This is a genomic window from Rhodococcus tukisamuensis NBRC 100609, assembly GCF_001894985.1.
Taxonomy (GTDB): domain Bacteria; phylum Actinomycetota; class Actinomycetes; order Mycobacteriales; family Mycobacteriaceae; genus Rhodococcus_G; species Rhodococcus_G tukisamuensis.
In genome coordinates this window covers 69735-94841 of the sequence record NZ_BCXG01000007.1, presented here as the reverse complement: position 1 = coordinate 94841, position 25107 = coordinate 69735, and the positions used below count along the sequence as shown (strand labels likewise).

General features: G+C 71.4%; 22 protein-coding genes and 1 riboswitch. Of the genes, 6 read left to right on the top strand and 16 right to left on the bottom strand.

The features are described from left to right. Positions 1 to 7 precede the first annotated feature (7 nt). The gene (cobG, locus tag RT2_RS10205; RefSeq protein WP_072844683.1) at positions 8 to 1177 is read right to left on the bottom strand and encodes a precorrin-3B synthase; all 1170 of its coding nucleotides are present in this window, start codon (positions 1175 to 1177) and stop codon (positions 8 to 10) included. Between the two features lie 46 nt (positions 1178 to 1223). Further along, positions 1224 to 1314: riboswitch (adenosylcobalamin (AdoCbl) riboswitch) on the top strand. A 42-nt stretch (positions 1315 to 1356) separates the two neighbouring features. Here cobG and cobN point away from each other — a divergent pair. From cobN to mihF, 3 genes are all read left to right on the top strand, one after another. Further along, positions 1357 to 4956 (top strand): cobaltochelatase subunit CobN, encoded by a 3600-nt coding sequence (cobN, locus tag RT2_RS10200; protein ID WP_072844682.1) that lies wholly within the window; start codon positions 1357 to 1359, stop codon positions 4954 to 4956. A 42-nt stretch (positions 4957 to 4998) separates the two neighbouring features. Continuing rightward, the gene (locus RT2_RS10195; RefSeq protein WP_072844681.1) at positions 4999 to 5379 is read left to right on the top strand and encodes a PPOX class F420-dependent oxidoreductase; all 381 of its coding nucleotides are present in this window, start codon (positions 4999 to 5001) and stop codon (positions 5377 to 5379) included. A 108-nt stretch (positions 5380 to 5487) separates the two neighbouring features. Beyond that, entirely contained in the window at positions 5488 to 5799 is a 312-nt protein-coding gene (mihF, locus tag RT2_RS10190) for an integration host factor, actinobacterial type (RefSeq protein ID WP_072844680.1), read from the top strand. Positions 5800 to 5851: 52 nt separating this feature from the next. Here mihF and RT2_RS10185 read toward each other — a convergent pair whose 3' ends face one another. Continuing rightward, positions 5852 to 6358 (bottom strand): anthrone oxygenase family protein, encoded by a 507-nt coding sequence (locus RT2_RS10185; protein WP_072844679.1) that lies wholly within the window; start codon positions 6356 to 6358, stop codon positions 5852 to 5854. 81 nt (positions 6359 to 6439) lie between these two features. Here RT2_RS10185 and RT2_RS10180 point away from each other — a divergent pair, with 81 nt between their 5' ends. After that, positions 6440 to 7390 (top strand): AraC family transcriptional regulator, encoded by a 951-nt coding sequence (locus tag RT2_RS10180; RefSeq protein ID WP_072844678.1) that lies wholly within the window; start codon positions 6440 to 6442, stop codon positions 7388 to 7390. Here the strand turns inward: RT2_RS10180 and RT2_RS25830 are convergent. From RT2_RS25830 to RT2_RS10125, 11 genes are all read right to left on the bottom strand, one after another. Further along, a complete protein-coding gene (locus RT2_RS25830; RefSeq protein WP_169888278.1) occupies positions 7387 to 8268 on the bottom strand; it encodes a hypothetical protein in 882 nt (293 codons plus the stop codon). The two genes, RT2_RS10180 and RT2_RS25830, sit on opposite strands and share 4 nt — an antisense overlap. Before the next feature lie 196 nt (positions 8269 to 8464). Then, positions 8465 to 9346 (bottom strand): hypothetical protein, encoded by an 882-nt coding sequence (locus RT2_RS25825; RefSeq protein WP_169888275.1) that lies wholly within the window; start codon positions 9344 to 9346, stop codon positions 8465 to 8467. A 117-nt stretch (positions 9347 to 9463) separates the two neighbouring features. Beyond that, entirely contained in the window at positions 9464 to 9850 is a 387-nt protein-coding gene (locus RT2_RS10165; protein ID WP_371851152.1) for an RNA-binding S4 domain-containing protein, read from the bottom strand. Positions 9851 to 9888: 38 nt separating this feature from the next. After that, positions 9889 to 11322 carry a lipase maturation factor family protein gene (locus RT2_RS10160; RefSeq protein ID WP_072844675.1) on the bottom strand — a complete coding sequence of 478 codons (1434 nt, stop codon included), beginning with the start codon at positions 11320 to 11322 and terminating at the stop codon, positions 9889 to 9891. 50 nt (positions 11323 to 11372) lie between these two features. After that, entirely contained in the window at positions 11373 to 12743 is a 1371-nt protein-coding gene (locus RT2_RS10155) for a sensor histidine kinase (protein WP_072844674.1), read from the bottom strand. Further along, entirely contained in the window at positions 12740 to 13480 is a 741-nt protein-coding gene (locus tag RT2_RS10150; RefSeq protein ID WP_371851156.1) for a response regulator transcription factor, read from the bottom strand. The genes RT2_RS10155 and RT2_RS10150 overlap by 4 nt, the downstream gene beginning before the upstream one ends. After that, positions 13477 to 13770, bottom strand: coding sequence for a hypothetical protein (locus tag RT2_RS26365; protein ID WP_072844673.1), 294 nt, complete (start codon positions 13768 to 13770; stop codon positions 13477 to 13479). Before RT2_RS26365 ends, RT2_RS10150 begins: the two co-directional genes overlap by 4 nt. 131 nt (positions 13771 to 13901) lie before the next feature. Beyond that, positions 13902 to 14306 (bottom strand): YchJ family protein, encoded by a 405-nt coding sequence (locus RT2_RS10140; protein WP_072844672.1) that lies wholly within the window; start codon positions 14304 to 14306, stop codon positions 13902 to 13904. Further along, positions 14306 to 15667 carry a metallopeptidase TldD-related protein gene (locus RT2_RS10135; protein WP_072844671.1) on the bottom strand — a complete coding sequence of 454 codons (1362 nt, stop codon included), beginning with the start codon at positions 15665 to 15667 and terminating at the stop codon, positions 14306 to 14308. The genes RT2_RS10140 and RT2_RS10135 overlap by 1 nt, the downstream gene beginning before the upstream one ends. A gap of 26 nt (positions 15668 to 15693) precedes the next feature. Continuing rightward, on the bottom strand, positions 15694 to 17220 hold the full coding sequence (locus tag RT2_RS10130; RefSeq protein ID WP_072844670.1) for a TldD/PmbA family protein: 1527 nt from the start codon (positions 17218 to 17220) through the stop codon (positions 15694 to 15696). Positions 17221 to 17275: 55 nt separating this feature from the next. After that, positions 17276 to 17905: a hypothetical protein gene (locus RT2_RS10125; RefSeq protein ID WP_072844669.1), complete on the bottom strand. Its 630-nt coding sequence runs from the start codon at positions 17903 to 17905 to the stop codon at positions 17276 to 17278. A 126-nt stretch (positions 17906 to 18031) separates the two neighbouring features. On the opposite strand from RT2_RS10125, the gene RT2_RS10120 reads away from it, so the two are divergent. Continuing rightward, positions 18032 to 19186, top strand: coding sequence for a sensor histidine kinase (locus RT2_RS10120; RefSeq protein ID WP_072844668.1), 1155 nt, complete (start codon positions 18032 to 18034; stop codon positions 19184 to 19186). Between the two features lie 110 nt (positions 19187 to 19296). Here the strand turns inward: RT2_RS10120 and RT2_RS10115 are convergent, their stop codons facing one another. Beyond that, positions 19297 to 20424 (bottom strand): site-specific integrase, encoded by a 1128-nt coding sequence (locus RT2_RS10115; RefSeq protein WP_245709265.1) that lies wholly within the window; start codon positions 20422 to 20424, stop codon positions 19297 to 19299. 250 nt (positions 20425 to 20674) lie between these two features. Between RT2_RS10115 and RT2_RS10110 the strand changes: the two genes are divergently transcribed. Next, positions 20675 to 21217, top strand: a complete 543-nt coding sequence (locus RT2_RS10110) for an NADPH-dependent FMN reductase (protein WP_217635594.1) — start codon at positions 20675 to 20677, stop codon at positions 21215 to 21217. A gap of 72 nt (positions 21218 to 21289) precedes the next feature. On the opposite strand, the gene mraY is transcribed toward RT2_RS10110, so the two are convergent. Together mraY and RT2_RS10100 are read right to left on the bottom strand one after the other, a co-directional pair. Next, complete coding sequence (gene mraY / locus RT2_RS10105) at positions 21290 to 22363, bottom strand: phospho-N-acetylmuramoyl-pentapeptide-transferase (protein ID WP_072844665.1); 1074 nt, start codon at positions 22361 to 22363, stop codon at positions 21290 to 21292. Positions 22364 to 22759: 396 nt separating this feature from the next. Beyond that, the gene (locus RT2_RS10100) at positions 22760 to 24931 is read right to left on the bottom strand and encodes a hypothetical protein (RefSeq protein WP_072844664.1); all 2172 of its coding nucleotides are present in this window, start codon (positions 24929 to 24931) and stop codon (positions 22760 to 22762) included. Between the last annotated feature and the right edge of the window lie 176 nt (positions 24932 to 25107).

The window sequence follows — 25107 nt, the reverse complement described above, 5'->3', positions numbered from 1 at the left end:
AGTGGCTTCAGGACGACGGCCGATCCACCCGGTAGCCGTCGCCGGTGGCCACCACGTCGGTAACCTCGCCGCGCGGTCGGCCGCACTTTCGCTCGCAGCCCGCCCAGTGCTGACGGCCCTCGCCGATCTCGCCGGCCGCCAGCGCCGCGCCCAGGTCGGCCCGCACGTCGGCCAGCGCCTTGCCGCATCCCGGACGCCCCGCGCACGCGCTGACCTGCAGCCACGGCGAGTTCTCGTCGAAGATCAGGCCCATCGGCGCGAGCACCCGCACCACCTGCTCGGCCGTCCAGTCGTCGAGGTCGCAGACCAGCACCGAACGCCAGGGCGTGACGACGAGCGGCTTGTCCACCGCCGCCAGGAACTCCGCGACCCGGGCGCTCATGGTGCCGAGCGCGAGCCCGGCGGCGAGGGTCACCGCGCCGTCGCCGTGGTCGAGCCAGCCGATGGGCCCGGTGCCCACCGCGGGCAGGTCGACGGTGTCGGCGGTCCCGGCGCTCAGGCCCAGCCCGCTCAGCAGCCGGTCTACGCCGCCGTCGATCTCGTGCAGGCGCCACTGGTCCTCGCGGATCTCGAGCAGCAGGCGCGCGGCGGCGAGGAGCACCTCGACGCCGTCGGCCGCGGGGATCCGGGCGCCGTGGTCGCGGCCCGCGAGCACCAGCGCCACCTCGTCGGGCCCGACGGCGTGCAGGCCCAGGTCCGCCGACAGCCCGGAGACGTCGCCGCGGCCGTCGTCGAGGGAGAACATCACCCGTCCCGGCAGCGCGGCCAGCGCGGGATCGGCGCACAACCCGCGGTCGAGGTCCTGGACCCAGCCGCGCACGTCCACCCGCCCGCCGATCCGTCCGGAGAGGGGGCTGGCCAGGATGTTGCGCACCCGCTCGTGGCTGGGCGAGGGCAACAGCCCGGCGTCGGCGAGCCGGCCCGCGAACGCGGCCGGGTCGGTCACGGCCCGCAGCTGGATGTTGCCGCGGGAGGTGAGCTCGAGCTCGCCGCCGGCGAGGTCGTGGGCCGCGGTGGCGAGCGTCTGCAGCTGCGCGGCGGTCAACGCGCCGCCGGGCAGCCGCACCCGGGCGAGCGCGCCGTCGGCGGCCTGGTGCACCTGCAGGGCGCCCGGGCAGGCGTCGGGGCGGGACCGGTCGCCGGTGGCCGGTCGGGGGGAATTCGGGTTCGCGGACATCGTCTCCAGGTTACGTTCCGCGCACCGGTAGGCTCAGCGGCGCTTGCGACAGCTCACGAGGAAACCGGTGTGAATCCGGTGCGGTCGCGCCACTGTGACCCGGTACGGCCGGGGAGTCAGACACTCGTGTGCTGCCGTCCGGAACCAATGGGGCGCGAGACCCCGAGGAGGCCTCACCCGTGATCCTGCTGCTGTCGACGTCCGACACCGACCTGCTCAGTGCCCGTTCCAGCGGCGCCGACTACCGCTGGGCCAACCCCGCCCGGCTGCTCGTCGACGACCTGCCCGCCCTGCTCGACGGCGTCGACCTGGTGGTGGTGCGGATCCTCGGCGGCAAGCGCGCCTGGGAGGAGGGCCTGGACGCGGTGCTCGCGGCGGGCCTGCCGACCGTCGTGCTGGGCGGCGAGCTGGCCCCGGACGCCGAGCTGATGGAGTTGTCCACGGTGCCCGGCGGCGTCGCCGCGGAGGCCCACGCCTACCTTGCGGAGGGCGGGTCGGAGAACCTGCTCCAGCTGTCCAACTTCCTCTCCGACACGGTGCTGCTGACGGGCCTCGGGTTCGACGCGCCCACGCACACGCCCACCTGGGGTCACCTGGACCGGCCCGCCGCAGCGGCGGACGCCGACGCGACCGTCGCGGTGCTCTACTACCGCGCGCAGCACCTGGCCGGGAACACCGCATACGTCGAGGCGCTGTGCCGGGCGATCGAGGACCGCGGCGCCCGGGCGTTGCCGATCTTCTGTGCCTCGCTGCGCACCGCGGAGCCGGAGTTGCTCGACGCCCTGCGCGCGGCCGACGCGATGGTCGTCACCGTGCTGGCCGCCGGCGGCACCCGGCCCGCGGGCGCCACCGCGGGCGGCGACGACGAGGCCTGGGACGTCACCGAACTCGCGGCGCTGGACGTGCCGATCCTGCAGGGCCTGTGCCTGACCAGCAGTCGTGAGACCTGGGAGGCCAACGACGACGGCCTCTCGCCGATGGACGTCGCGACCCAGGTCGCCGTGCCCGAGTTCGACGGTCGACTGATCACGGTGCCGTTCTCGTTCAAGGAGATCGACGCCGACGGCCTGACCAGCTACGTCCCCGACCCCGAGCGCGCGGCCCGGGTGGCCGGCATCGCGGTGCGCCACGCCCGGCTGCGGCACATCCCGGTCGCGGACAAGCGGATCGCACTGATGCTGTCGGCCTACCCGACCAAGCACGCCCGGATCGGCAACGCCGTCGGCCTGGACACCCCGGCCAGCGCGATCGCGCTGCTCACGCAGATGCGTGACGCCGGTTACGATCTCGGCCCGCTCGACGGCGAGGACGCACTGCCGGGGCTGGCGGCCGGGGACGGCGACGCGCTGATCCACGCGCTGATCGCGGCGGGCGGTCAGGACCCGGACTGGCTGACCGCCGAGCAGTTCGAGGGCAACCCGATCCGCATCTCCGCGGACCGCTACCGGCAGTGGTTCGACACGCTGCCCGCGGACCTGCGCGAGGGCGTCGAGGAGCACTGGGGCGCCGCGCCGGGTGAGTTGTACGTTGACCGTTCCGCCGATGCAGACGGCGAGATCGTCGTCGCGGCAATGCAGGTCGGCAACGTGGTGCTGATGGTGCAGCCGCCCCGTGGGTTCGGTGAGAACCCCGTCGCGATCTACCACGACCCGGACCTGCCGCCGAGCCACCACTACCTGGCCGCGTACCGCTGGCTGGCGGCGCGTCAGGACGAGGGCGGGTTCGGCGCGGACGCGGTGGTGCACCTCGGCAAGCACGGCAACCTCGAATGGCTGCCCGGCAAGAACCTCGGCATGTCCGCGTCCTGCGGCACCGACGCCGCGCTCGGCGAGCTGCCGCTGATCTACCCGTTCCTGGTCAACGACCCGGGCGAGGGCACCCAGGCCAAGCGCCGCGCGCACGCCACCCTGGTCGACCACCTGATCCCGCCGATGGCCCGCGCCGAGTCCTACGGCGACATCTCACGGCTCGAGCAGCTGCTCGACGAGCACGCCAACATCTCCGCGCTCGACCCCGCGAAGCTGCCCGCCATCCGCCAGCAGATCTGGACGTTGATGCGGGCGGCGAAGATGGACCACGACCTGGGCCTGGCCGAGCGTCCCGAGGAGGACGTGTTCGACGACATGCTGCTGCACGTCGACGGTTGGCTGTGCGAGATCAAGGACGTGCAGATCCGGGACGGGCTGCACGTGCTCGGGCAGGCGCCGCACGGCGACGCCGAGGTGGAGCTGGTGCTGGCGATGCTGCGGGCGCGCCAGATGTGGGGCGGCGAACAGCATGTGCCGGGTCTGCGGGAGGCGTTGGGGCTCAGCGAGTCCGGTGACGAGTCCCGCACCAGGGTCGACGACGTGGAGGCCACCGCCCACGAACTGGTGCGGGCGATGGCGGTTGCCGACTGGGATCCCGCCGCGGCCGACGCCCTGTCGGAGGACGAGACGGTCCGGCAGATCCTCCGGTTCGCGGCCACCGAGGTGGTGCCGCGTCTGCGTCAGACCGACGACGAGATCACCCAGGTACTGCGGGCGCTGGACGGCCGCTTCATCGCGGCCGGCCCGTCCGGCTCGCCGCTGCGCGGGCTGATCAACGTGCTCCCGACGGGCCGCAACTTCTACTCCGTCGACCCCAAGGCCGTGCCGTCGCGGCTGGCCTGGGAGACCGGTCAGGCGATGGCCGAGTCGCTGCTGGCCCGCTACCTCGCCGACCACGGCGAGTACCCGAAGTCGGTGGGCCTGTCGGTGTGGGGCACCTCGGCGATGCGCACGTCCGGCGACGACATCGCGGAAGTCTTTGCGCTGCTCGGTGTCCGGCCGGTGTGGGACGAGGCCAGCCGCCGCGTCACCAGCCTGCAGGTGATCGCGCCCGAGGAACTGGGCCGGCCGCGCGTCGACGTGACGGTCCGGATCAGCGGCTTCTTCCGGGACGCGTTCCCGCACGTGCTGGCACTGCTCGACGACGCGGTCCGGCTGGTGGCCGACCTCGACGAGCCCGCCGAGCAGAACTACGTGCGGGCGCACGCCCAGGCCGACCTGGCCGAGCACGGCGACAAACGACGAGCCACCACCAGGATTTTCGGCTCCAAGCCGGGCACCTACGGCGCCGGGCTGCTGCAGCTGATCGACTCGAAGAACTGGCGTGACGACGCCGACCTGGCGCAGGTGTACACCACGTGGGGCGGCTACGCGTACGGCCGCGGCCTCGACGGGGCGCCGGCGTCGGACGACATGCGGACCGCCTACCGCCGAATCGCGGTGGCGGCCAAGAACACCGACACCCGCGAGCACGACATCGCCGACTCCGACGACTACTTCCAGTACCACGGCGGCATGGTCGCGACCGTCCGCGCGCTGACCGGGAAGTCCCCGGAGGCGTACATTGGCGACAGCACCCGCCCCGACGCGGTGCGCACCCGCACCCTGTCGGAGGAGACGGCCCGGGTGTTCCGGGCCCGGGTGGTCAACCCACGCTGGCTCGAGGCGATGCGCCGGCACGGTTACAAGGGCGCCTTCGAGATGGCCGCGACGGTGGACTACCTGTTCGGGTACGACGCCACCACCAACGTGGTCGCCGACTGGATGTACGAGAAGCTCGCCGAGACCTACGTGCTCGACGAGCAGAACGCCAAGTTCATGACGGAGTCGAATCCGTGGGCGCTGCACGGGATTGCGGAGCGACTGCTCGAGGCCGTCGAGCGGGACATGTGGGAGGAGCCGTCGCCGGAGGTCCTCGACGGCCTGCGCCGGGTGTACCTCGAGACCGAGGGCGAACTCGAGGGGGAGTAGCGCCGCGGGGCCGCCGCGGGACCCGCACCCTAGGCTGGGGGCATGAGCCCCACGCTGAGCGAGATCGGTGCCGCCAAGTACGTCCTCCTGACCACCTTCCGCAAGGACGGGTCGGCGGTCGCGACGGCGCTGTGGGCGGCCCCCGACGGTGACCGTCTGCTGATGTGGACGGTCACCGACTCGTACAAGGTCAAGCGGATCCGGCGGAACCCGCGGGTGACGGTCGGCGCCTGCGACGTGCGTGGGAACCCGAAGGGGGAGCCGGTCGAGGCCACCGCGGTGGTGCTCGACGACGCCGGCACCGAGCATGCCCGAGAGGTGATCGCCCGGCGCTACGGCGTGTTGGGTTGGCTGACGATCAAGGGCAGCCTGCTCCGCCGCGGCCGCTCCGGCACCGTCGGCCTGGCGATCACCACGGACTGAACGGGCGGGAGAGGCGGATCCGACACGCGGACGCCGGGTGCGGGCATTCGCGGCCGATCGCGTTCTAGCCTGGGCCAGGTAGGGAACTCCGAGAGAAGAGGTCCAACCATGGCACTGCCCACCCTGACCCCCGAACAGCGCGCCGCGGCACTGGAGAAGGCCGCCGCGTCCCGCAAGGCCCGCTCCGAGATGCGGGAGAACCTGAAGTCCGGGAAGCTCACCTTCGTCGACATCCTGGACAAGGCGGACTCGGACGACCTCGTCGGGAAGACGAAGGTGCTGTACCTGCTCGAGTCGCTGCCCAAGGTCGGCAAGGTCAAGGCCCGTGACATCGTCGAGTCCATCGGCATCCCGGAGACCCGGCGGGTCGCCGGGCTCGGTGCCCGCCAGCGCGCCGACCTGATCGCGAAGGTCGGCTGACACCTGCGCATCCCGCCTCCCCGGTGCCCCCTCGGCACCGGGGAGGCGGAGCTCACTCGGGCGTTCCGACCGCCCACTGCGCGAGTGCGAGGCACGCCAACGCCCCGGTCGAGGCGAACGCCCGGACGATGTTCCAGCGCACCCACGACGCCTCGAACTGCGATCGCACCGCCGCCAGGTCCCCGATCCGGTCGGGGGAACCCGCCGCGGCCAGCCTGTCGTTCATCGGCACGTTGATCCCGATGGTGACGGCCAGCACCGCCACGTAGAGCACCAGCGCGGCGACGATCCACGGCATCGCAGGCCGGCCGAGGTGGGTGAGCAACGCGGCGACGGTGAAGACCAGTGCCCCGCCGAAGGCGACGCCGAACCAGCCGTTGAGGATGGCGACGTTGATTCGCTGCATCGACTCCACGAAGGTTCGGTCGTCGGCGGCGCCCAGGCCCGGCATCACCGACACCGCGAAGGCGTAGAACAACCCCGCCATCAGCCCCATGAGAACGACGGCGGTCACCAGCGTGCCGCCCCGCGTTGCCGTCCAGATCCCGTTTGTGTCCATGGGTCGAGTCAACCCGCACAGCGCGAGACGATCCATAGCCAGAAGACGCAAAGTCATGTTTGATCGTCTAGCCTGGCGGGCATGGATGCGCTCGGTGGGCTGCTGGACGGACCGAGGGCGCACGGCGCGTTCCTGCTCCGCTCGGTCCTCGAACCGCCGTGGTCGCTACGAGTGCAGGATCGCGCGCCGCTGACATTGGTGGTGCTGGTCAGCGGCTCGGCGTGGGTGTGTCACGACGGCGCGGCACCGGTGTCGATGCGCCCCGGGGACGTCGCGGTGGTCTGCGGGCCCGACGCGTACACCGTCGCGGACGACCCGGCCACCGCGCCGCAGGCGGTCATCCACCCGGGCCAGGTCTGCACCACGCCGGACGGCGAATCGCTGAGCGAGGCAATGACCCTCGGCGTACGTACCTGGGGAAACAGTCCAGACGGTTCGACGGTGATGATCACGGGGACCTACGGGGCGGGCGCCGCTGTCGGCGACCGGTTGCTGCGCGCGCTCCCGCGCCTGCTGATCCTGCGGGCCGACGAGTGGGACTGTCCGCTGCTGCCGTTGCTGGGCGAGGAGATGCTCAGGGAGGAACCGGGGCAGGAGGTGATGCTGGACCGACTTCTGGACCTGCTGCTGGTCACCGTGCTGCGCGCCTGGTTCTCCCGCCCGGAGTCGGCGGCGCCGGCCTGGTACCGGGCACAGGGCGATCCGGTGGTCGGCCGCGCGCTGCGACTGCTGCAGGACAAACCCGCACACCGGTGGACGGTGGCGGCGCTCGCGGCCGAGACCGGGATGTCCCGGGCGGCGCTGGCCCGGCGGTTCACCGAACTGGTCGGTGAACCGCCGATGACCTACCTGACCGGGTGGCGACTCGCGCTGGCTGCGGATCTGCTGCGCGAACCCGGCACCACGATCGGTGCCGTCGCGCGAAAGGTCGGGTACGGCAGCCCTTTCGCACTCAGCGCGGCGTTCAAGCGGGTGCGCGGCTCGAGTCCGCAGGAATTCCGCAGTTCCCTTGCGCCTCCGGTGGGGTACTAGCTGCCCAGGGAACCCGTGTCGGAAGAACCGGAGAACAGGTCGTTGAGGGAACCGATCGTCGACCCGGTCGACGACCCGGATCCGAGGAAGTCGCACACCGAACCGCAGGCCGGCGTCAGGGCGAAGGTGAGGTGCACCGACGCCTGCGTGCCCGCATCCGCGAGGCTCTGCGTGCCGCCCGCGGGGACCAGGAACGATCCGCCGCCGCCGGCGTCCGTGCCGCCGCCGCCGCCGTACAGACCGCCGCCGCCACCACCGCCGGTGCCCTCGCCGCCGGCGCCGAGGGCGCCGTCCTGGGAGTCCGCGGTGCCCTTGCCGCCCGCGGTGGCGGTGCCGGCCTGCCCGCCGCCCGCACCCGGTGCCGAGGTGGCCGCGTTTCCGCCGGGCTTCCCGGTGGTGCCACCGCCGCCGCCGGGGGCGACGAGGATCCGCGAGTTCAGGGCCCCGACCGGGTCGGCCTCGAAGGAGACGGTCGAGATGCTCGTGTAGCCGCCGCCGCGGCTGATGCCGGTTCCGCCGTCGACCCCGACTCGCAGGTAGAGCTTCGAACCCGGGGTCACCGGCAGGTCGGCGTCAACCTTGCCGCCGAGTCCGCCCGGGCCGGCCTCCGCGCCGTTACCGGTACCGCCGATCGCCGTGACCCGCATCGAGTTGACCGTGGCAGGCACGACCAGCACCTGCTCCTTGGTGCTGCCCGCGTAACCGCAGGTGGTGAGCTTGCCCGACATTGTGCATTCGGCGTAGGTGTCGGCCGCTCCAGCGACGCCTGCACCGCCCGACAGGGCCGAACCGGCCACCGCGAGCCCCAATACGGCTGCGATACCGAACCCGCGACGGACCCGCCCGGTCGACTTTGCCTGTGTCACTCGAACACTCATCGAATCCACCTCACCGAATCACCTGCGTTCCCGGGACGGGTACAGCGCGATGCGAAGCATGCCATGTCGGATGGGGAGCCAGGCCCGAATTGGACGATTGTCCTAGTACTCGGGACATGACCGAGGCCCGCCCCGGCTGGCTGCCGGTGCGGGCCTCGAGATGTGTACTGGTACCGCTGTGTGTCCAGCTGCCGAGCTACGAGCTTCCGAGGTCGCCCAGGCTGCCGAGGCCGGGGATCAGGTCGCCCAGGCCGCCGCCACCGAGTCCGGGGATGTCGTCGAGTCCGGGAAGCGTGATCGGAACCCACGAGTAGAACTGCACGTACACCTGCGGCCGGGCACCCTTCTCGGCCAGCTTGTCGGTTCCGCCGACGGGGATCAGGTACGAGCCGCCGCCACCGGCACCGCCCTCGGCACCGCCGCCGCCGCCGAAGTAGCCGGCACCGCCGCCGCCACCGATACCGGCACCGCCAGTGCCCTGCGCACCCGCCTGGCCGTCCGGGGTTCCGGTGCCGCCCGCGCCGCCCGCGACCTTGGTGCCGGCCTTGCCGCCCGCCGCACCTGCCCCGGCGACGCCGGGATTGCCGCCGTTGGTGAGGGTTCCCGCTCCGCCTCCGCCGGGTGCCGCGATCAGGAGCGACTGGTAGCCCTTGGTCGCGTCTGCCTTGACCGACTGGGTGGACACGCCGGACAGCCCGCCGCCGGCCGATGCGCCCGAACCGCCGCCCTGACCGACGAGGAAGTAGATCTTCGTTCCCGGGGTGACCGTGATGTCGCCGGTCACCTTGCCGCCGAGTCCGCCCGCACCGAGGCCGTCCTGGCCGCCCGCACCCGTCGCGGTCACGGTCATCGTGGTGACGCCCTTCGGGACCTCAAATGCGAATTCCCCGGCGGCCTGGAACGTGCAGGTCGCGAGCGGGCCCGCCTGCTGGCATCCCACGACCGTACTTTCGGCACCGGCCACGCCCGCGCCGCCCGACAGGGCCGTGCCGGCCACCGCGAGCCCCATCGCAGCACCGATCCCGATCCCGCGGCGGATCCGCCCAGTCGACGTCATCCGCGCTACCCCTGCACCCATCAAGCCACCTCACAGATTTACTGCGCTCCCGGATTGGAGTACAGCGCGGAGCGAAGCATGCCACGCCGAAGGCGGTGTCAGAGGTTGAATTGGACGATTGTTCTGAACCGCGGAACCTCAGTCCTCGTTGAACCCGTGCAGTCGGTCCAGTTCGCGCCGTTCACGTTTCGTGGGCCTACCGGTGCCGCGGTCGCGCTGCGGCACCGCCAGCAGCACCTCCCGCGGCGGGGGCGGGGGAGTGCGGTCGATCAGGCACAGCACGGCCTCGGCCGCCCCGACCCGCTTCTTCACCAGCCGGACCACCTCGACCACCCGCTCGACGCCGCCGGCCCGGACCCGGACCTCGTCGCCGACGCGCACCGAGTAGGCGGGCTTCATCGACACGCCGTTGACCCGCACGTGACCGGAGCGGCAGGCCGCGGCCGCCAGCGACCTGGTCTTGAACAGGCGCACGGCCCACACCCAACTGTCGAGACGAACACCCGACGACTCTCCCGCAGACACGGCTCCCAGCCTAGTGGCTCGACGCGGCCGCGCCGCCGTCACAGCCCGGCGACCTCCCGCCGGCGCACCGGCCGCAGGAACTCGTCGATGTCCTCGCGAACCCACCACGCGCCGGATTCCTTGCGCTCAGACAGGGTGGTGAACCGGTACAGGTACAGCCGTGCCCGCACGAACGTCGGCGGCGACTGCGCAAACGGGTTGTGCCGGAGCAGCTTCACCGTCGCCGGGTCGTTGCGGAGCAGCCTCGCCACGAACGGCACGAACCACGACCCGGCGTAGCCGGGCGAGATCGCGGCGAACCACATCAGCCAGTCCAGCCGCAGGTGGTACGGGGCGAACTGCCGTGGCCGACGGTGCACGTCGCCGGGTTTGCCGCGGAACTCGTACTCCTGCCACACGGTGTAGTCGTCCACGCGCGTGTCGACGGTGCCCTCGACGATCACCTCGTAGCGCCGCTTGGTCACGTGGCCGAACGCGCCGTAGGTGTTGACCAGGTGCCAGGGGTTGAACGACGCGTTCATCAACTGCCGGTGCGCGAACAGGTTTCGCACCGGCCAGTAGCTGAGCACCACCACCAGTGCGGTCGCCGCCAGCACCGCGCCCACGAACACGGCCGGCGTCGCGCCCGCGCCGTGCGGCACCGGCAGCACCCGGCCGAGGACCGAGTCCGGCAGCACGGAAACGGCCAGCACGATCGCCGCCCAGTTCAGCCATGCGAAGTTGCCGCTGACCACCAGCCACAGCTGGGTGACGATCATGATCGTGGCGGCGACGCCGGCCACCGGCTGCGGGGCGAACAGCCCGAACGGCACCACCAGCTGGGTGAAGTGGTTGCCCGCCACCTCCACTCGGTGCAGCGGACGCGGAAGCCGGTGGAAGTACCAGCTCAGCGGCCCGGGCATCGGCTGCGTCTCGTGGTGGTAGTACAGGCACGTCAGGTTGCGCCAGCAGGGGTCGCCGCGGATCTTGATCAGTCCGGCCCCGAACTCGAGCCGGAAGAGCAGCCATCGGAGTGCCAACAGGATCAGCAGCGGCGGCGCGGTGTCGGCGTTGCCGAGGAATACCGCGAGGAAACCCGCCTCGAGCAGCAGCGACTCCCAGCCGAACCCGTACCAGAGCTGGCCGACGTTCACGATCGAGAGGTAGAGCAGCCACATCGCCAGCCACACCAGTGCGCACACCGCTGCCGGCAAGCGGTCCGTCAGCCCGGCCGCGGTGACCGCGGCCAGCCCGGCCCCCGTCCAGGCGACCGCCGCGAAGTACCGGTCCGAGTAGTGCCACTGGAAGAGGCTGGGATGTCGACGGAACGACGACGTGCGCAGGAACTCGGGGACCGGCAGCATGCCGTCCGTGCCGATCAGCGCCCGGAACTGGCGGACCGCGGAGACGAATGCGACGAGGTAGAGGACGGCGAGCCCCTCCTTGAAGAGCAGCCGCCCCAGCGAGTAGTCGTCCGCGGCAAACCAGTCCACTGCCGTCACCTCGATGACGGACGCCCCGTGCGGGGCACCCAGTTCGGACGCTACACCGAGGACGCCGCCGGTTCCGTCCCGTCAGGTCCGGGGGTGGGGGTGCGAGGCAGCCGCAGTACCAGGCGGACGCCGCCGAGGGGGCTGTCCTCGAACCAGGCGGCGCCGCCGTGCAGCTCGGCCTGTTGGCGGATCAACGCCAACCCGAGTCCCGATCCGTCCGGCGCCGCACCCGCGCCGCGCCGGAATCGCTCGAACACGGCCTCGCGCTCGTCGGCGGGGATGCCGGCGCCGTCGTCGGTCACCGTGACGACCACCGCGTCCTGCCACTCGCGCGCCGCGATCTCGATCACCCCGGCCCGGCCGTGCCGGACGGCGTTGGAGACGGCGTTGTCGACCGCCAGCCGCAACCCGGCCGGGAGCCCGGTGATCACCAGCGTGGGCGGCGCGTCCAGGCGGATGTCCACCCCGCGATGGGTTCGGACCGCGTCGTGGGCGGCCCGGTCGAGCAGCTCGGACAGGTCGACCGGCACGAAGTCCGCCTCGGACGACAGTTCCCCCGCCGCCAGCCTCTCCAGCGCGTGGAGGGTGGCCTCGACCCGCCGTTCGGTGCGCAGCGCGTCGGAGAGGACCTCCGCGCGGGTGGCCGCCGGCAGGTCCAGCGTCGTGGCCACCTCGAGGTTCGTCCGCATCGCCGTCAGTGGGGTGCGCAGCTCGTGGGCGGACGCCGCGGCGAAGTCGCGGGCCGTCGCCAGCGCCGACGCGGTCCGGGCCCGTTCGGCCGCATTGGCGTCGAGCAGTGTCCGCAGCGCCGCGGCCAGCTCCTCGGCCTCGATGGCCCCCGACACGCGAGGCGGCGGCGCCGTGGGGTCGAGGCCCAGTCGGCGCGTCTGCTCGGCCAGCCGGCGTAGCGGTGCGATCGCGACCCCGGCGAACAACCAGCCCAGCGCGGCCGCCACGACCACCGCGCCCAGGCCGATCCCGATCGTCCACCGGTGCAGGCTGGTGATGGCAGCCTGCACCGGTGCGGTCGGCGCGCCGACCGAGATGGTGGCACCGAGGCCACTGAGCACCTCGACCGTCCGCACCCGGTACCGCGTCCCGTCGACCGTCGCGGTGTCCCAGCCCTCGGCGAACTTGGGCAGCTCGGCGTCGGTCGTGGAGAGCGTGAGTTCGCCCGCACGCAGCGTTCCCGCGTACTCCGGCGGCAGCGGCAACGGACCCTGCAGGACCCGCAGGCTGGTCAGGTTGGCCGCGGTCACCTGGGTGACCGAGTCGAGCTTGCCGTCGAGTTGGGCGTTGACCTGGCGTTCGATGCCCACCCAGGCGACGCCGCCGAGCAGCAGCACGACCAGCGCGGTGCCGAGCGCGGCCGCGGCCGTCACCCGCAGCCGCAGCGACACCGGTCGCCGTCGGGCGCTCATCGGTCCCGGAGCACGAAACCGACGCCGCGCACGGTGTGCAGCACCCGCGGCGCGCCGTCGATCTCCAGCTTGCGTCGCAGGTAGCTGACGAACACGTCCACCACGTTGGTCTCGGTCTCGAAGTCGTACCCCCACACCGACCGCAGCAACTGGTCGCGGCTGAGCACCGTCCCGCGGTTCTCGGCCAGCACCGCGAGCAGGTCGAACTCCCGCTTGGTCAGGTGCACCTCGGTGCCGCCGACGTCGGCCCGGCGGCCGAGCAGGTCGACTCCGACCGGGCCCACGCGGACCGTCTGCTCGGCCGGGGCGTTCTCCGGCTCCGGCTCCGGCCGGCGGCGCAGCAGTGCGCGGATCCGCGCGACCAGTTCGCCGAACTCGAACGGTTTGACCATGTAGTCGTCCGCACCCGCCTCGAGCCCCGCGATCCGGTCATCGACCTCGCTGCGCGCACTGAGCACGCACACCGGGACGTCGTTGCGCATGGCGCGCAGCGCGGTGACCACGCCCACCCCGTCGAGCAGGGGCAGGTTGAGGTCCAGCACCACCAGGTCCGGATCGTGCGCGCCGACGGCCCGGAGCGCGGCCGCTCCGTCCGCGGCGGTGAACACCGCGAAGTCCGAGAGTTCCAGCCCGCGCCGGAGCGCGGTCAGGACATCCGCGTCGTCGTCGACGATCAACACCTTCTGAACCGCAACCACTCCCTCATCTTGCAGCGTCCAAGCCGAACGCGCTCTCAGGCCGCGAGGGGTCGCGGCGCCAGCATGGACTCCACCGAGTCCGCCCACTGAAGATATTCGTCCGTCCACTGTTCCGCCGGATCGGCAGAGAAGAGGAGGACGTCGGCACCCTCGTCCGGGCTCCCGCCCGGCAGGACGGAGGCCATCCATGCGCGGCCGGGCTCGGTGACGATCACCTCGCGACAGTTCTCGTCGGCCGCGAGAATCGCGACCAGTCCCCGCGTCCGCAGCTCCGCGGTCGTGGCGGTGACGCACCGCCGGTCCCAGCTCGTCATCCGAATGTCCGACATGACTCCTCCTGGACTCTTGAGATATGTTGCTCTCCAACAGGATTCGAATCCCGGATGAGCTCGTACCAAAAGACTAGAGTCCGGAGTTTGTGGTTCCGTTACGGCCGATTAAGGACTTTGTGAGAGTCGGTTCAGCCGATCGCGTCCAGGTAGCTCCAGCGCCCGTCCACCCGGACGAACCTGCTGTGCTCGCGCAGCGAGTCCCGGTGCCCCTCGACGACGTAGTGCGCGACGAACTCGACGGCGCCCTCGGTGTCGAGCAGTCCGCCGCCCGAGGTGCCCAGCACGTCCAGTCGTGTCCAGCGCTGGTCCGGGTCCAGGTCGAGCCGGCGGGGCCGGGTGCTCGGGTGCCAGGTGCGCAGCAGGTAGGCCGCGTCGCCCACGGCGAAGGCCGCGTACCGCGAGCGCATCAACTGCTCGGCGGTCGGGGCGTCGGCCTGCCCGCCGTGGAAGCGTCCGCAGCAGCCGCCGTAGGTCTCGCCGCTGAGGCAGGGGCAGCGGGCGGCCGGGTCGAGGGGTGTCGTCGGGTCGGCCATCACTGGGCCTGACTGACCGAGGACATGTGGAAGTCCGGGATCCGCAGCGGCGGCATCGCGGTGCGGGTGAACCAGTCCTTCCACTCCCGGGGCAGCGCCGGCGCGGTGGCGCCCGCCTCGCTGACCCGGCGCAGCAGGTCCAGCGGGCTCTCGTTGAAGCGGAAGTTGTTGACGGCGCCGGTGACCCGGCCGTCCTCGACCAGGTAGACCCCGTCCCGGGTGAGACCGGTCAGCAGCAGGCTCGTCGGGTCCACCTCGCGGATGTACCAGAGCGTGGTCAGCAGCAGGCCGCGTTCGGTGCGGGCCACCATGTCGTCGAGGTCGGCGCCGCTGCCGCCGGTCAGCAGCAGGTTCTCGCCCGGCACCGCGACGGGGGCGCCGAACTCGCGGGCCGCGTGCCGCGGGTACGCCAGCGCGCCCACCGCGCCCCCGCGGACCCAGTCGACGCGGCCGACGTCCATCCCGTTGTCGAAGAGAGAGACGGTCTCGCTCGACGTCGCCGCGGACACGAACGGTGCGTACTCGAGTCCGGGGGAGCGCGGGTCGGAGAACAGGGTCAACGGCAGGTCGGTCAGCCGCTCGCCGACGCGCGTCCCGCCGGCCCGGGAGAGGGCGGTGTGGCCCTCCTCGGCGCCGCGACCCTCCATCGTCCACATCAGGTAGATCATCAGGTCCGCGACCGCGGACGGCGGCAGCAACGTCTCGTAGCGGCCGGCCGGCAGCTCCACCGTGGTGTCCGCCCAGCCGAGCCGGGTCTCCAACTGCGCCAGCAGGGTTTGCACCGACACGTCCCGGAAGTCGGTGCTCCCGGCGCCGACCCAGGCGCTGGCATCGCCACGCTTGCCGTTGATCTCCACCGAGCCGGTCGGCTGGGTGAACCGGCGTCGCACGCCGGTGGAGGTGCCGAGCCAGGTGCTGTGGAGCTGGTGGTGCGCGAACCCGTACAGCCGGTCGGCGCCGTCGAAGCCGTCCGCGAGATCGGCGGCCACCCCGGCGAAGACGTCGATGCCGGTGGCCGCCGGGCCGTCGTGCCACCCCGGGTCGGGGGCGCCCGCCGGCACCAGGTCCATCGCGTCCTCGGCCGGCCGCGCGGCCCGGGCGGCGGCCTCGCTGGCCCGCACCACCTCCGCGACCTGCGACGGGTCGACGCTGCTCGAGCTCACCGTGCCGACCCGCGCGCCCGCGTCGTCGCGGACGATCGAGATCACCGTCCAGGTCCTCGAATCCGAGACACCGTTGGTGGTCATCGAGTTGCCCGCCCAGCGCAACGCGGCCTCGCTGGCGTCGGTCACGATGACCATCGCCTCGTCGGCCTCGGACAGGGCGAGCACCTGCTCGACCAGGTCCTGCGCGGCGATCACCGATCGGCCTCCGGCTGCATCAATTGTCACTGCCCACCCTCCACCCGTGTGTTGAGTACGTTGACGCCGCGGAACAGCGCCGAGGGGCAACCGTGGCTGACGGCCGCGACCTGGCCCGGCTGCGCCTTGCCGCAGTTGAAGGCGCCGCCGAGGCGCCAGGTCGACGGGCCGCCGACGGCCTCCATCGATCCCCAGAAGTCGGTGGTGGTGGCCTGGTAGGCCACGTCCCGCAGTTGCCCGTCCAGTCGGCCGTCACGGATTCGGTAGAACCGTTGCCCGGTGAACTGGAAGTTGTAGCGCTGCATGTCGATCGACCAGGACTTGTCGCCGACGACGTAGATGCCGTTCTCGACGCGGGAGATCAGGTCCGCGGTGCTGGTGTCGCGGTCCGGGTCCGGCTGCAGCGAGACGTTCGCCATCCGCTGGATCGGCACGTGGTGCGGTGAGTCGGCGTAGGAGCAGCCGTTGGAGCGCGGCAGTCCGAGCCGGGGGGCGAACACCCGGTCCAGCTGGTAGCCCACCAGGGTGCCGTCGCGGACCAGGTCCCAGCGCTGCGCGGACACCCCGTCGTCGTCGTACCCGATGCTGGCCAGTCCGTGCGGCTCGGTGCGGTCCGCGGTGACGTGCATGATCGGCGTCCCGTACTCGAGGGTGCCGAGCTTGTCCGGGGTGGCGAACGAGGTGCCCGCGTAGGCCGCCTCGTAGCCGATCGCGCGGTCGTACTCCGTTGCGTGCCCGATTGACTCGTGGATGGTCAGCCAGAGGTTGCTGGGGTCGATCACCAGGTCGGTGGGTCCCGCGGTGACGGACGGCGCCTTCGTCTTCTCCGCCAGCCACTCCGGGATCCGGGCCAGCTCGGTGTCCCAGTCCCAGGCCCCGTCCGCGGAGGCCTCGAGGTACTCCCAGCCGCGGCCGACCGGCGGGGCCAGGGTGCGCATGGTCTCGAAGCTGCCCGCCGACGCGTCGACGGCGGTCGCCTCCAGCTCGGGGTGCAGCCGCACCCGCTGCTGGGTGAGCGTCGAACCGGCCAGGTCCGCGTAGAAGGTCTGCTCCTTGACCTGCAGCACACCGGCGGTGACGTGGTCGACGCCGTCGGCGGCGGCCAGCCGGCCCGAGTAGTCGCCGAGCAGGTCCACCTTCTGCGCGGTCGGCACGGCGAAGGGATCGAGGGTGTACCCGGAGACCCAGGTGGCGTCGCGGTACACCGGTTCCGGCGCCAGCTCCACCCGTTCGCGGTTCAGCGCCCGCAGTGCGCGTGCCACCTCGACGGCCCGGCCCGCGGTGCGTGCCGCGGACTCGGCGGTGAGTTCGGCGTGCGAGGCGAAACCCCAGGTGCCGTCCACCACCACCCGTACCGCCAGGCCGAGCTCGTCGCCGTCGACCACCGACTGGACCGCGCCGTCACGCAGCCGGATCGACTGGGTGCGCAGGCGGTGCACCCGCAGGTCGGCGTGTTCGGCGCCGGCGGCCCGGGCCGCGGACAGCGCCGCGTCGGCCAGGGTGCGCAGGGGCAGGGCCAGGAAGTCGGGGTCGACATCGCGTGTCACGGTCACAGCCGAACACGCTACCGGTCAGCCGCCGGGCCGAACCGGCGGCCGCCGCGCCGCCTCAGGCCATCTCGGGTACGTGCAGATGGGCGATCGCCAGCTCGAACTCGCACACCTCGAGCACGTCCGCGCCCGCCTCACTGGTGCCCGCGGCCCGGAGGGTCATCGCCTGGTCTCGATTGCGGTCCATCGCCTCGAAGCTGTCGAACGTCACCGACGACACCGCGCGGCCGGCGGCGTGGTCGACCATCAGGCTGGCACTGCAGAACCCGTCGAGTTCCTCCAGCGCGGGCAGGATCGACAACTTGTAGAGGTCGAGGGCGCGGTCGATCCGGCCCGGTTCGACCGCGAGCCACGCGGCGCGGACGCAGGCCCCCGGGCTGGACCGGTGGTCGCGGTGCAGGACGGCGATCTCCCACCGCGACACAGAGGTGGTGCCGTGGAAGATCTCGGCGGCCCGGTCGCGCAGTTGCAGGACCGGCCCCTCACTCGCCCGGAGGGACTCGTCGTCCATCCAGGAACTGGTGGCGATGCACCGACCGGTTTCGTGGTCGACCAGCAACGACAGGCCGCAGCAGCCCTCGATGTCCGCGAGCGTCGGCATCACGACGTCGCGTATGTGCTTGATTCCGACGTCGATGAACGACGGCTGCGCATGGATGGTGGTAGAGCGTGCGTACACGACCGGCACCCTTCTCCTCGGGGTCGGCGCCCGGCGGCGCCGACGGGGCAATCCCTCGTCCTTCACGGTCCTCCGCTCGGCCGGGCAAGGCAATGGGTGGGACGGACTCGTGCCCGGACCTCCTAGGCTGACGGGATGCGGAGGTTCAGTCTGTGGCTGCGCGGCAAGCCGTTCATCGCCGACTCGATGCTGGCCGCGGTGCTCTTCGTGCTGGACTGTCTGGGCGCGCCGGGCAGTCAGGTGCCGTGGCTGTTCCTGCTGCTGAGCGTGATCCTTTCGGTGCCGATCGCCTTCCGCCGGCGCTACCCGGTCCTCGCGGCGGTGGCGATCCTCGCCGCGTCGATGTTCACGACCCTGGTCAGCGACCTGATCGGGGACGACGCGGAGAACCACTTCGCATTGCTGGGCCTGCCGGTGGCGCTGTACACCCTGGTCGCGTACGTGGGCCGCCGCCCCGCCGCGTTCTACCTGGTGGGGTTGGCCGCCGACGCCGTGTTGTCCGGCATCCTGCTGGACAACGGACCGTCCGACCTGCTCTTCGTCGCGCTGATCTACGCGTTGTCCTGGATTCTCGCCGAGTTTCTCGGCGCTCGGCGGCTCTACGACGAGGCGGTGGCGTCCCGGCTGGCGGTGGTCGAGGCCGAGCGGGACCGGAGGGCCGAGGAGGCGGTGGCCGGCGAGCGCACGCGGATCGCCCGGGAACTGCACGACGTGGTTGCACATGCGGTGAGCGTGATGGTGGTGCAGGCGGACGGGGCGTCGTACGCGTTGCGCCGCAACCCCGACGCCGTGGAGAAGGCGCTCGGCAACATCGCGGGCACCGGCCGCCAGGCGCTGGCCGAGCTGCGCCGCACGGTCGCGCTGCTGCGCACCGAGCAGACGCCCGCCGAGATGCCGCAGCACGGCACCGCGGGCGTGGCGAAGGTGGTCGAGATGATGCGGCAGGCCGGACTGACCGTCGAACTCGAGCAGACCGGCGACCTGGACGAGATCAGCCCGGCACTGAGCCTGGGCATCCACCGGATCGTGCAGGAGTCGCTGACCAACGTGCTCCGGCACGCCGGGCCCTCACCGCGGGCGGTCGTGCGGGTGCGCCGCCGGGAGGAGGACGTGCTGGTCGAGATCACCGACAACGGCCGGGGCACCAGCCTGTTCACCCAGGGGTCCGGCAACGGGCTGCTCGGTATGCGCGAACGGGTCGCGGTGCTGCGCGGCACCCTCGACACCGCGCGGCAACCGGACGGCAGCTGGCGGGTGCTGGCGGAGCTTCCGCTCAGCCCCGAGGACTGAGATCCCCGCGCTCGAGATCCCCAGTGCTCGATCCCCAGGTCGCGAGATTCTCGGGGCCGAGGAACGGTCCGTCAGTAGTCCCGACGACGCTCGGTGCGCCAGGCCTCCGGCTAGAGGCCGAGCGCGGTGACGGCGTTGCCGTGCAGACCCGCGTGCTGGCGCGAGTAGATCGCGATCATCCGCTGGTCGGTGTGCCCGCTCTGCGTCATGATCTGCTCGGCGCTCGCGTCGTTCCGGACGGCCTGGGTGACGAATCCCGCTCGGAGGCTGTGCCCGCCGAGCCGGGCGACGAACTCCTCCGAGTATCCCGCCGCCGCGGCACGGCGCTGGATCATCGAGGCAACTGCCTGTCCCGACAGCGCACCGGCTCCCAGTGCGCCGGTGCGATGCACGGGCCGGAACAGCGAACGGACCGTCGGCTCGGGACGTCCGAGCATGCCTCGGCAGCGATGCTCGAGCGGCCCGGACTCGGGCTCGGCGAGCAGTCGGCTCACGGCCGGTTTGCCGTCGCGGTCCCAGGCGTCCAGGACCTCACGCCACCGCCAGTACGCGCACACCGGGCAGGTTATCGGCGCGGTCCCGTAGGGGAGGGTGACCGTTCGGCCGGCCGCCGCCTGGTCGGTCTTCGACCGGCGGATCGTCACGTACAGTCCGTCGGCGCGGTGCGGGGCGACGTCGGAGACCGCGAGCGAGGCCAGTTCCGATCGGCGCATCGCGCCGGTGAGTCCGATCAGCAACAGCGCCGCGTCCCGGCGCTCGGCGGCGCGGTCGGCCCACGAACCGGCCGCCGACCGCGCGCGCATGGACTCGATCATGGCGCGCACGTCGTCGGTCAGCAGCGGCTCGCGCCGGACCGGCGGGGTGGCCCGGGTACGGGCGATGCCGCGGAGGATCTCGCGCACCGCGGACGACTGCCCCGGTTTCGGATGCCCGGCCAGGGAGTGAATCTTGTTGATCGACGCGACCCACCGCGTCATGGTCGCCGGCGCGTAGGCGGCCCGCCCGTCCGGCCGTACCTCCGACGACTTCTCCGTCAGGAACCACCCGACGACGTCGGGGGACGCCGGCAGCGGTGCCCGATCGACGCGTTCGCACCACCGGGTGAAAATCGTCCAGTCACTCATCTGAGCGGCCCGGGTATTGGGGGAGACGGACTCGACCCGCAGCCGGTGCATCGCCGCCGCTGCCTCGGCCGGGACGGCGGCAACCGCCGCGGTCGCCGGCACGGATTCGATCACGGGCCGCACGCTCGGCAGTTCCGTCACGGTGCCCCTTCGCCGATCATGGTCTTCCGCCACTCCTCGAATATGTACCTGGCCCAGCACGATACGGGTTGGCGCCGACAGAGTGGCGTGGCGGCAATCCCCGGACGCACCTGGGCCGGCCACAGGAGGACGCGACGCTGGTAGAGAGAACGCCGTAGACGATGCTTCGTCGGAGCGGCCTGCCTGCCGCGTTGGGTGCATGCAACCAGGAGGAGTGAACACAATGTCCGACATCCTGCTCATATCGGGAAGCCTGCGCGGCAAGTCGAGCAACTCGGCTCTGCTGCGCACTGCCGACACCCTCGTCCCCGCCGGCTTCCGCGGCGTGGCATACGAAGCGATGGGGGCCCTACCGCACTTCAATCCGGACGACGACCAAGATCCGTTGCCGCAGGCGGTCGTCGACCTACGCCGACAGATCGACTGTGCGGGTGCACTGCTGATCTGTACTCCCGAGTACGCGGGGGCCCTGCCCGGGTCGTTCAAGAATCTGCTCGACTGGACCGTGGGCGGCGTAGAGATCTGTGACAAGCCCACCGCGTGGATCAACGTCTCCGCCAACGCGACGGGTGCGGCCGATGCCCATGCGTCTCTACGGCTGGTGCTCACCTACACCGGTGCCGCGATCGTGGAGGAGGCGTGCGTCCACCTGCCGGTGACGCCCGCGATGATCGACGAAGGCGGGATCATCACTGATGTCGCGGTCCGGGAGGGCATCGCGGCAACCCTTGCGACCCTGAGCCAACGGGTGCTCGCTGCGGGTTGACCGGGCCTTTTCGCAGCTGTCCTCAGCGGCGCCGCTCGCTCGCGGTGCGCCGTCGACGTCATCGATGCCCTGTCAGTCCACGGCGGCGAGGTACTCGTTGTAGAACAATGCAAGGCCCACCGCCGACGCGATCGCCGCGAACAGCCAGAACCTGATGATCACGACAGTTTCGGGCCAACCTTTGAGCTCGAAATGGTGATGCACGGGCGCCATCCGGAAGACGCGTCGCCGCGATGTGCGGAACACGGCAACCTGAACCAGCACCGATGTTGCCTCGGCGACGAACAACGCACCGATGACGATGGCGAGCAACTCGGTTCTGGTGGTGATGGAGAGCCCAGCCAGAAGGCCTCCCAGCGCGAGCGAACCGGTGTCGCCCATGAAGATCTTGGCTGGCGCCGCATTCCACCAGAGGAATCCGACACATGCGCCGGCACCGGCGGCGCAGATCAACGCGAGATCGAGTGGATCGCGCACGTCGTAACAGCCTGCGCCAGGGGCGGTTTCACAGGCGTTGCGGAATTGCCAGAACGTGATGATCACGTAGCTACCGAGGACCAACCCCATTGAACCTGCTGCGAGGCCGTCCAGACCGTCGGTCAGATTGACCGCGTTCGACCAGGAAACCACCACCACGCAGGTGAACAGGACGAAGGCGACCGCCCCCATCGCGATCGTGGTGTCCCGGATGAAGGACAGATCGGTGCTGCCCGGCGTCAGTCCGCTCCCGCCGCGGAACCTCAGAGCGAGCACTGCGAAGATCACCGCAGCGGAGATCTGGCCAATGTACTTTCCGGTCGCCTTCAGGCCGAGGTTGCGTTGCTTCCGAATCTTGATGTAGTCGTCCAGGAACCCGACGCCGGCCAGCGCAGTTGTAAGGCCGAGTACGAGGAGGCCCGACGCGGATGGACCGTCTGCCTCGTACCCGATCCCGATCAGATGTGATCCCAGGTACCCTGCCCAGATTCCGCACAGAATCGCGACCCCGCCCATCGTCGGGGTTCCGCGCTTGGACTGATGGCTCGCCGGCCCCTCGACTCTGATCTCCTGACCGAGTCCCTGCCGCGAGAATGCCTTGATCAGAATCGGCGTCAGCAGGATGGACACCGTCAGTGCGATTCCGGCCGCAAACAGGATCTGCCTCAATTGTTCCCCCCAGACGGTGCAGTCCTGCGTTGTCGTCGGACTCGGTCGAGCGCAGGCGTTTTCAGGTCAACAGCTCGGTGGGTGCACCCACGCCCCTGGATCCACGCGGACTGATGGACGATCCCCCGCGGACACGATAGCGGCGGCAACCGGCCCAACCAACCAGCGAGTCCACAAACTCCCTGGGGGCAAGGCCCCCTGGGGATCTGGGGGCCTTCACTCGTCTCGCGTCCTGAGCAGTGCCCGGTTCGCTGAGGAGACCGGCTGGGTGCCTTGCCCTTGACGAGACCGTCGAGGTCCCGGCGGGGTGCAGGGACCGCGGGATCGCCTCGAGGATGGCGGATCAGTCCTTCGCGCCACGCAGGGTCGAGAGTGTCCGGATCGGGGTGTCGGGATTCATTCGGCCTCCAGGTCCTGCAGGAGCGGGCGCAGGCGGGCGAGGGTGCGTTCGTCCTCGACAGCGATGTCGCCGCTGGAGTCGAAGCGCTCGTCGCGGTCCACGAGGGAGCGGAGCTTCTTCGCGACCGCGCGGCGGACCGTTTCCGGTGCGCCCGCCAGCCGTTCGGTGAGCCGGAGGCCGAGTTCGCGCGCCCACCGGTCGGTCACGGCACACGCGACGACCTTCACGATTCGTGCGGGAGTGCCGGGCAGGGTCAGCCCGAGGTCGAGGAGGGCGATCGCGGCGGCGGTGCTGGTCTTGACGAGCGGGCCGTTGTAGTTCTTGCGGTCGGTGACGACGAGGTCGGCGAGCAGCGCCTCGAAGTCGGTGTGCGCCTCGGGCGGTAGCCACTGCTGGGCGCGCCAGTCGAGCGCGAGACCGATGGCTTCTTCGATCGGGCCGCGTCCGGCGTCGATGATGCTGCGAAGCACAGGCCAGCCGGTTGCGGCCTCGCCCGAGTCGAAGGCGGCGAGGATGCGTAGTGAGGTGAGCTGGTCATCTCGCTGGTAGTCGCTTGTCGCGGCGTTCGTGCCGACGAGGCTGCGGCACCAGTCGAGGAAGCGCGGGTCGGCGCGGTCAGCCCAGTGCGCGAGCACCGCGGACTCCTTGTGTTCGAGGTCGGCGTCGAGGACGCGACGGAAGTCATCGGGGTCCTTCGTCAAGCGTGCGAGAGCGAGCAGCACGGTCGCGTCGCCGGTGACGGTCGCCTCGCGGACGCGGTCGATGCTGGTGGTGTCGCCCCACGTCGCGAGCGCGTCGGCGGCCTGCTTCGGCGCGACCGTGAGCAGCTCCCGGACCTCGGGCAGCGCGCCGGCGGTGGCCTCGGCGGGCCAGGAGGCGAGCAACTCGATGAGGTGTCCGGCGCCGTCGCGGGACGGATCGACAGGAGGCTCCTGCCGCAGCGCCTGCCGGATACCCGCGATGAGCATGGTGGCGGACGGTGCGTGCTCGCGCACGAGCGCGTGGCCGAGCGCGGAACGCCCCGACGCGGAGGTGGCAACCATGAGGCCGCGCGCAGCGGGGTTCGTGAGCAGGGCCTGAGCCATCGGGCGAGCCCACCGTCCGTCGCCGGCGCGCAGCAGAGCGAAGGCGGAGTCTGCCCGAGCATCCACGTCGAAGGTGCTCGACCCGATGGCGGAGGTGCCGCCGGTAGTGACCCGCTCGGCGAGGGCGACGAGCAGGTCGCAGACCTCGGGTGTCGGTGGGCACTGCCGGAGCGCAGTCATCATCGCCTCCGGCCTGGCTTCAGGCAGCGCCGCGAGTGCGAGCAGACGACGGACCGCCGCCGGGGCGTTGCTCCGGGAACCGATGACGACATCGACGAGCCCTGCGATCGTCGCCTCGTCCGGCGTCGGCAGCGCGGCGAGTACGTCAGCCGATGCCTCCGGGTTGACCGTGCTCAACCACTCCGGGAGGTTTCCGACGCCGAACGCGATGCGGGGCGCGACCTCGACGGCGAGCTCCCATCCCGCCACGAGCGCGTCGAGGTCGGTGGTCTCAGTGCTCCCGGCCGCGATCCGCGCAAGCGTCGCCGCCATCACCAGGCCGGGATCCCCGTCAGCGAGAGCCGCCGAGACATCGACCCCGAGTGTCGTGAGCGCGGCGACACATGCCTGCTCGACCTGCCCCGTCGGGCGTGCGCTCGCCCGCGCCGCGAGCGCATCGAGGGCGGCGGAGTCGGCCGTGCGCGCCGCGGCCTGCAGCAGTGCCGCGGCTGCGGCCTCCGGGCCGTCGTCGGCGATCAGTGGTCGCACGAGCGCCGCGATCCCGATCAACGAGTCTCGGCCCGACCGGACGAGGGCGGCCGTCTCGGCGTCGTCCACCTCGACGTGTTCACAGGCGCGCACCGCGTCGGCGAACATCAGCAGCAACCACGCCGTGCTCTCCGCATCCGCGGTCTGCCGTGCGCCGAGCAGCGACGCGATCGAAGCCATAGCCGGCGCGGTCGAGTCGTAGAGGGTTCCCTGATGCAACACCGCCGCCCACAGCTCGTGCAGCGACTCCTCGACTGTCTCCGCGCCGGCCAGCCCCTCGATCCAGCCGGGCACATCGCTCGCATCGCCGTATGCATGCTCCAGCATCGGCCAGTCGACGTCGGCGAGGTGGGTGCGCCAGGACACGCTGTTCATTGGTCTCCTTGTCATCGAACGGCCCGATGTCGGGCGGGCCGTTGCACAGTTTCGCCGCGTCCGCGACGGGCTGGACCGGGTCGGGTCGGCGTATCCGCCGCCTCAGGTGATCGTGTGGCCGAGTTGGTGGGCGGCGGTGTCGATCGCGTCGGCGAGTGCGGGCCCTCCCGCCGCTC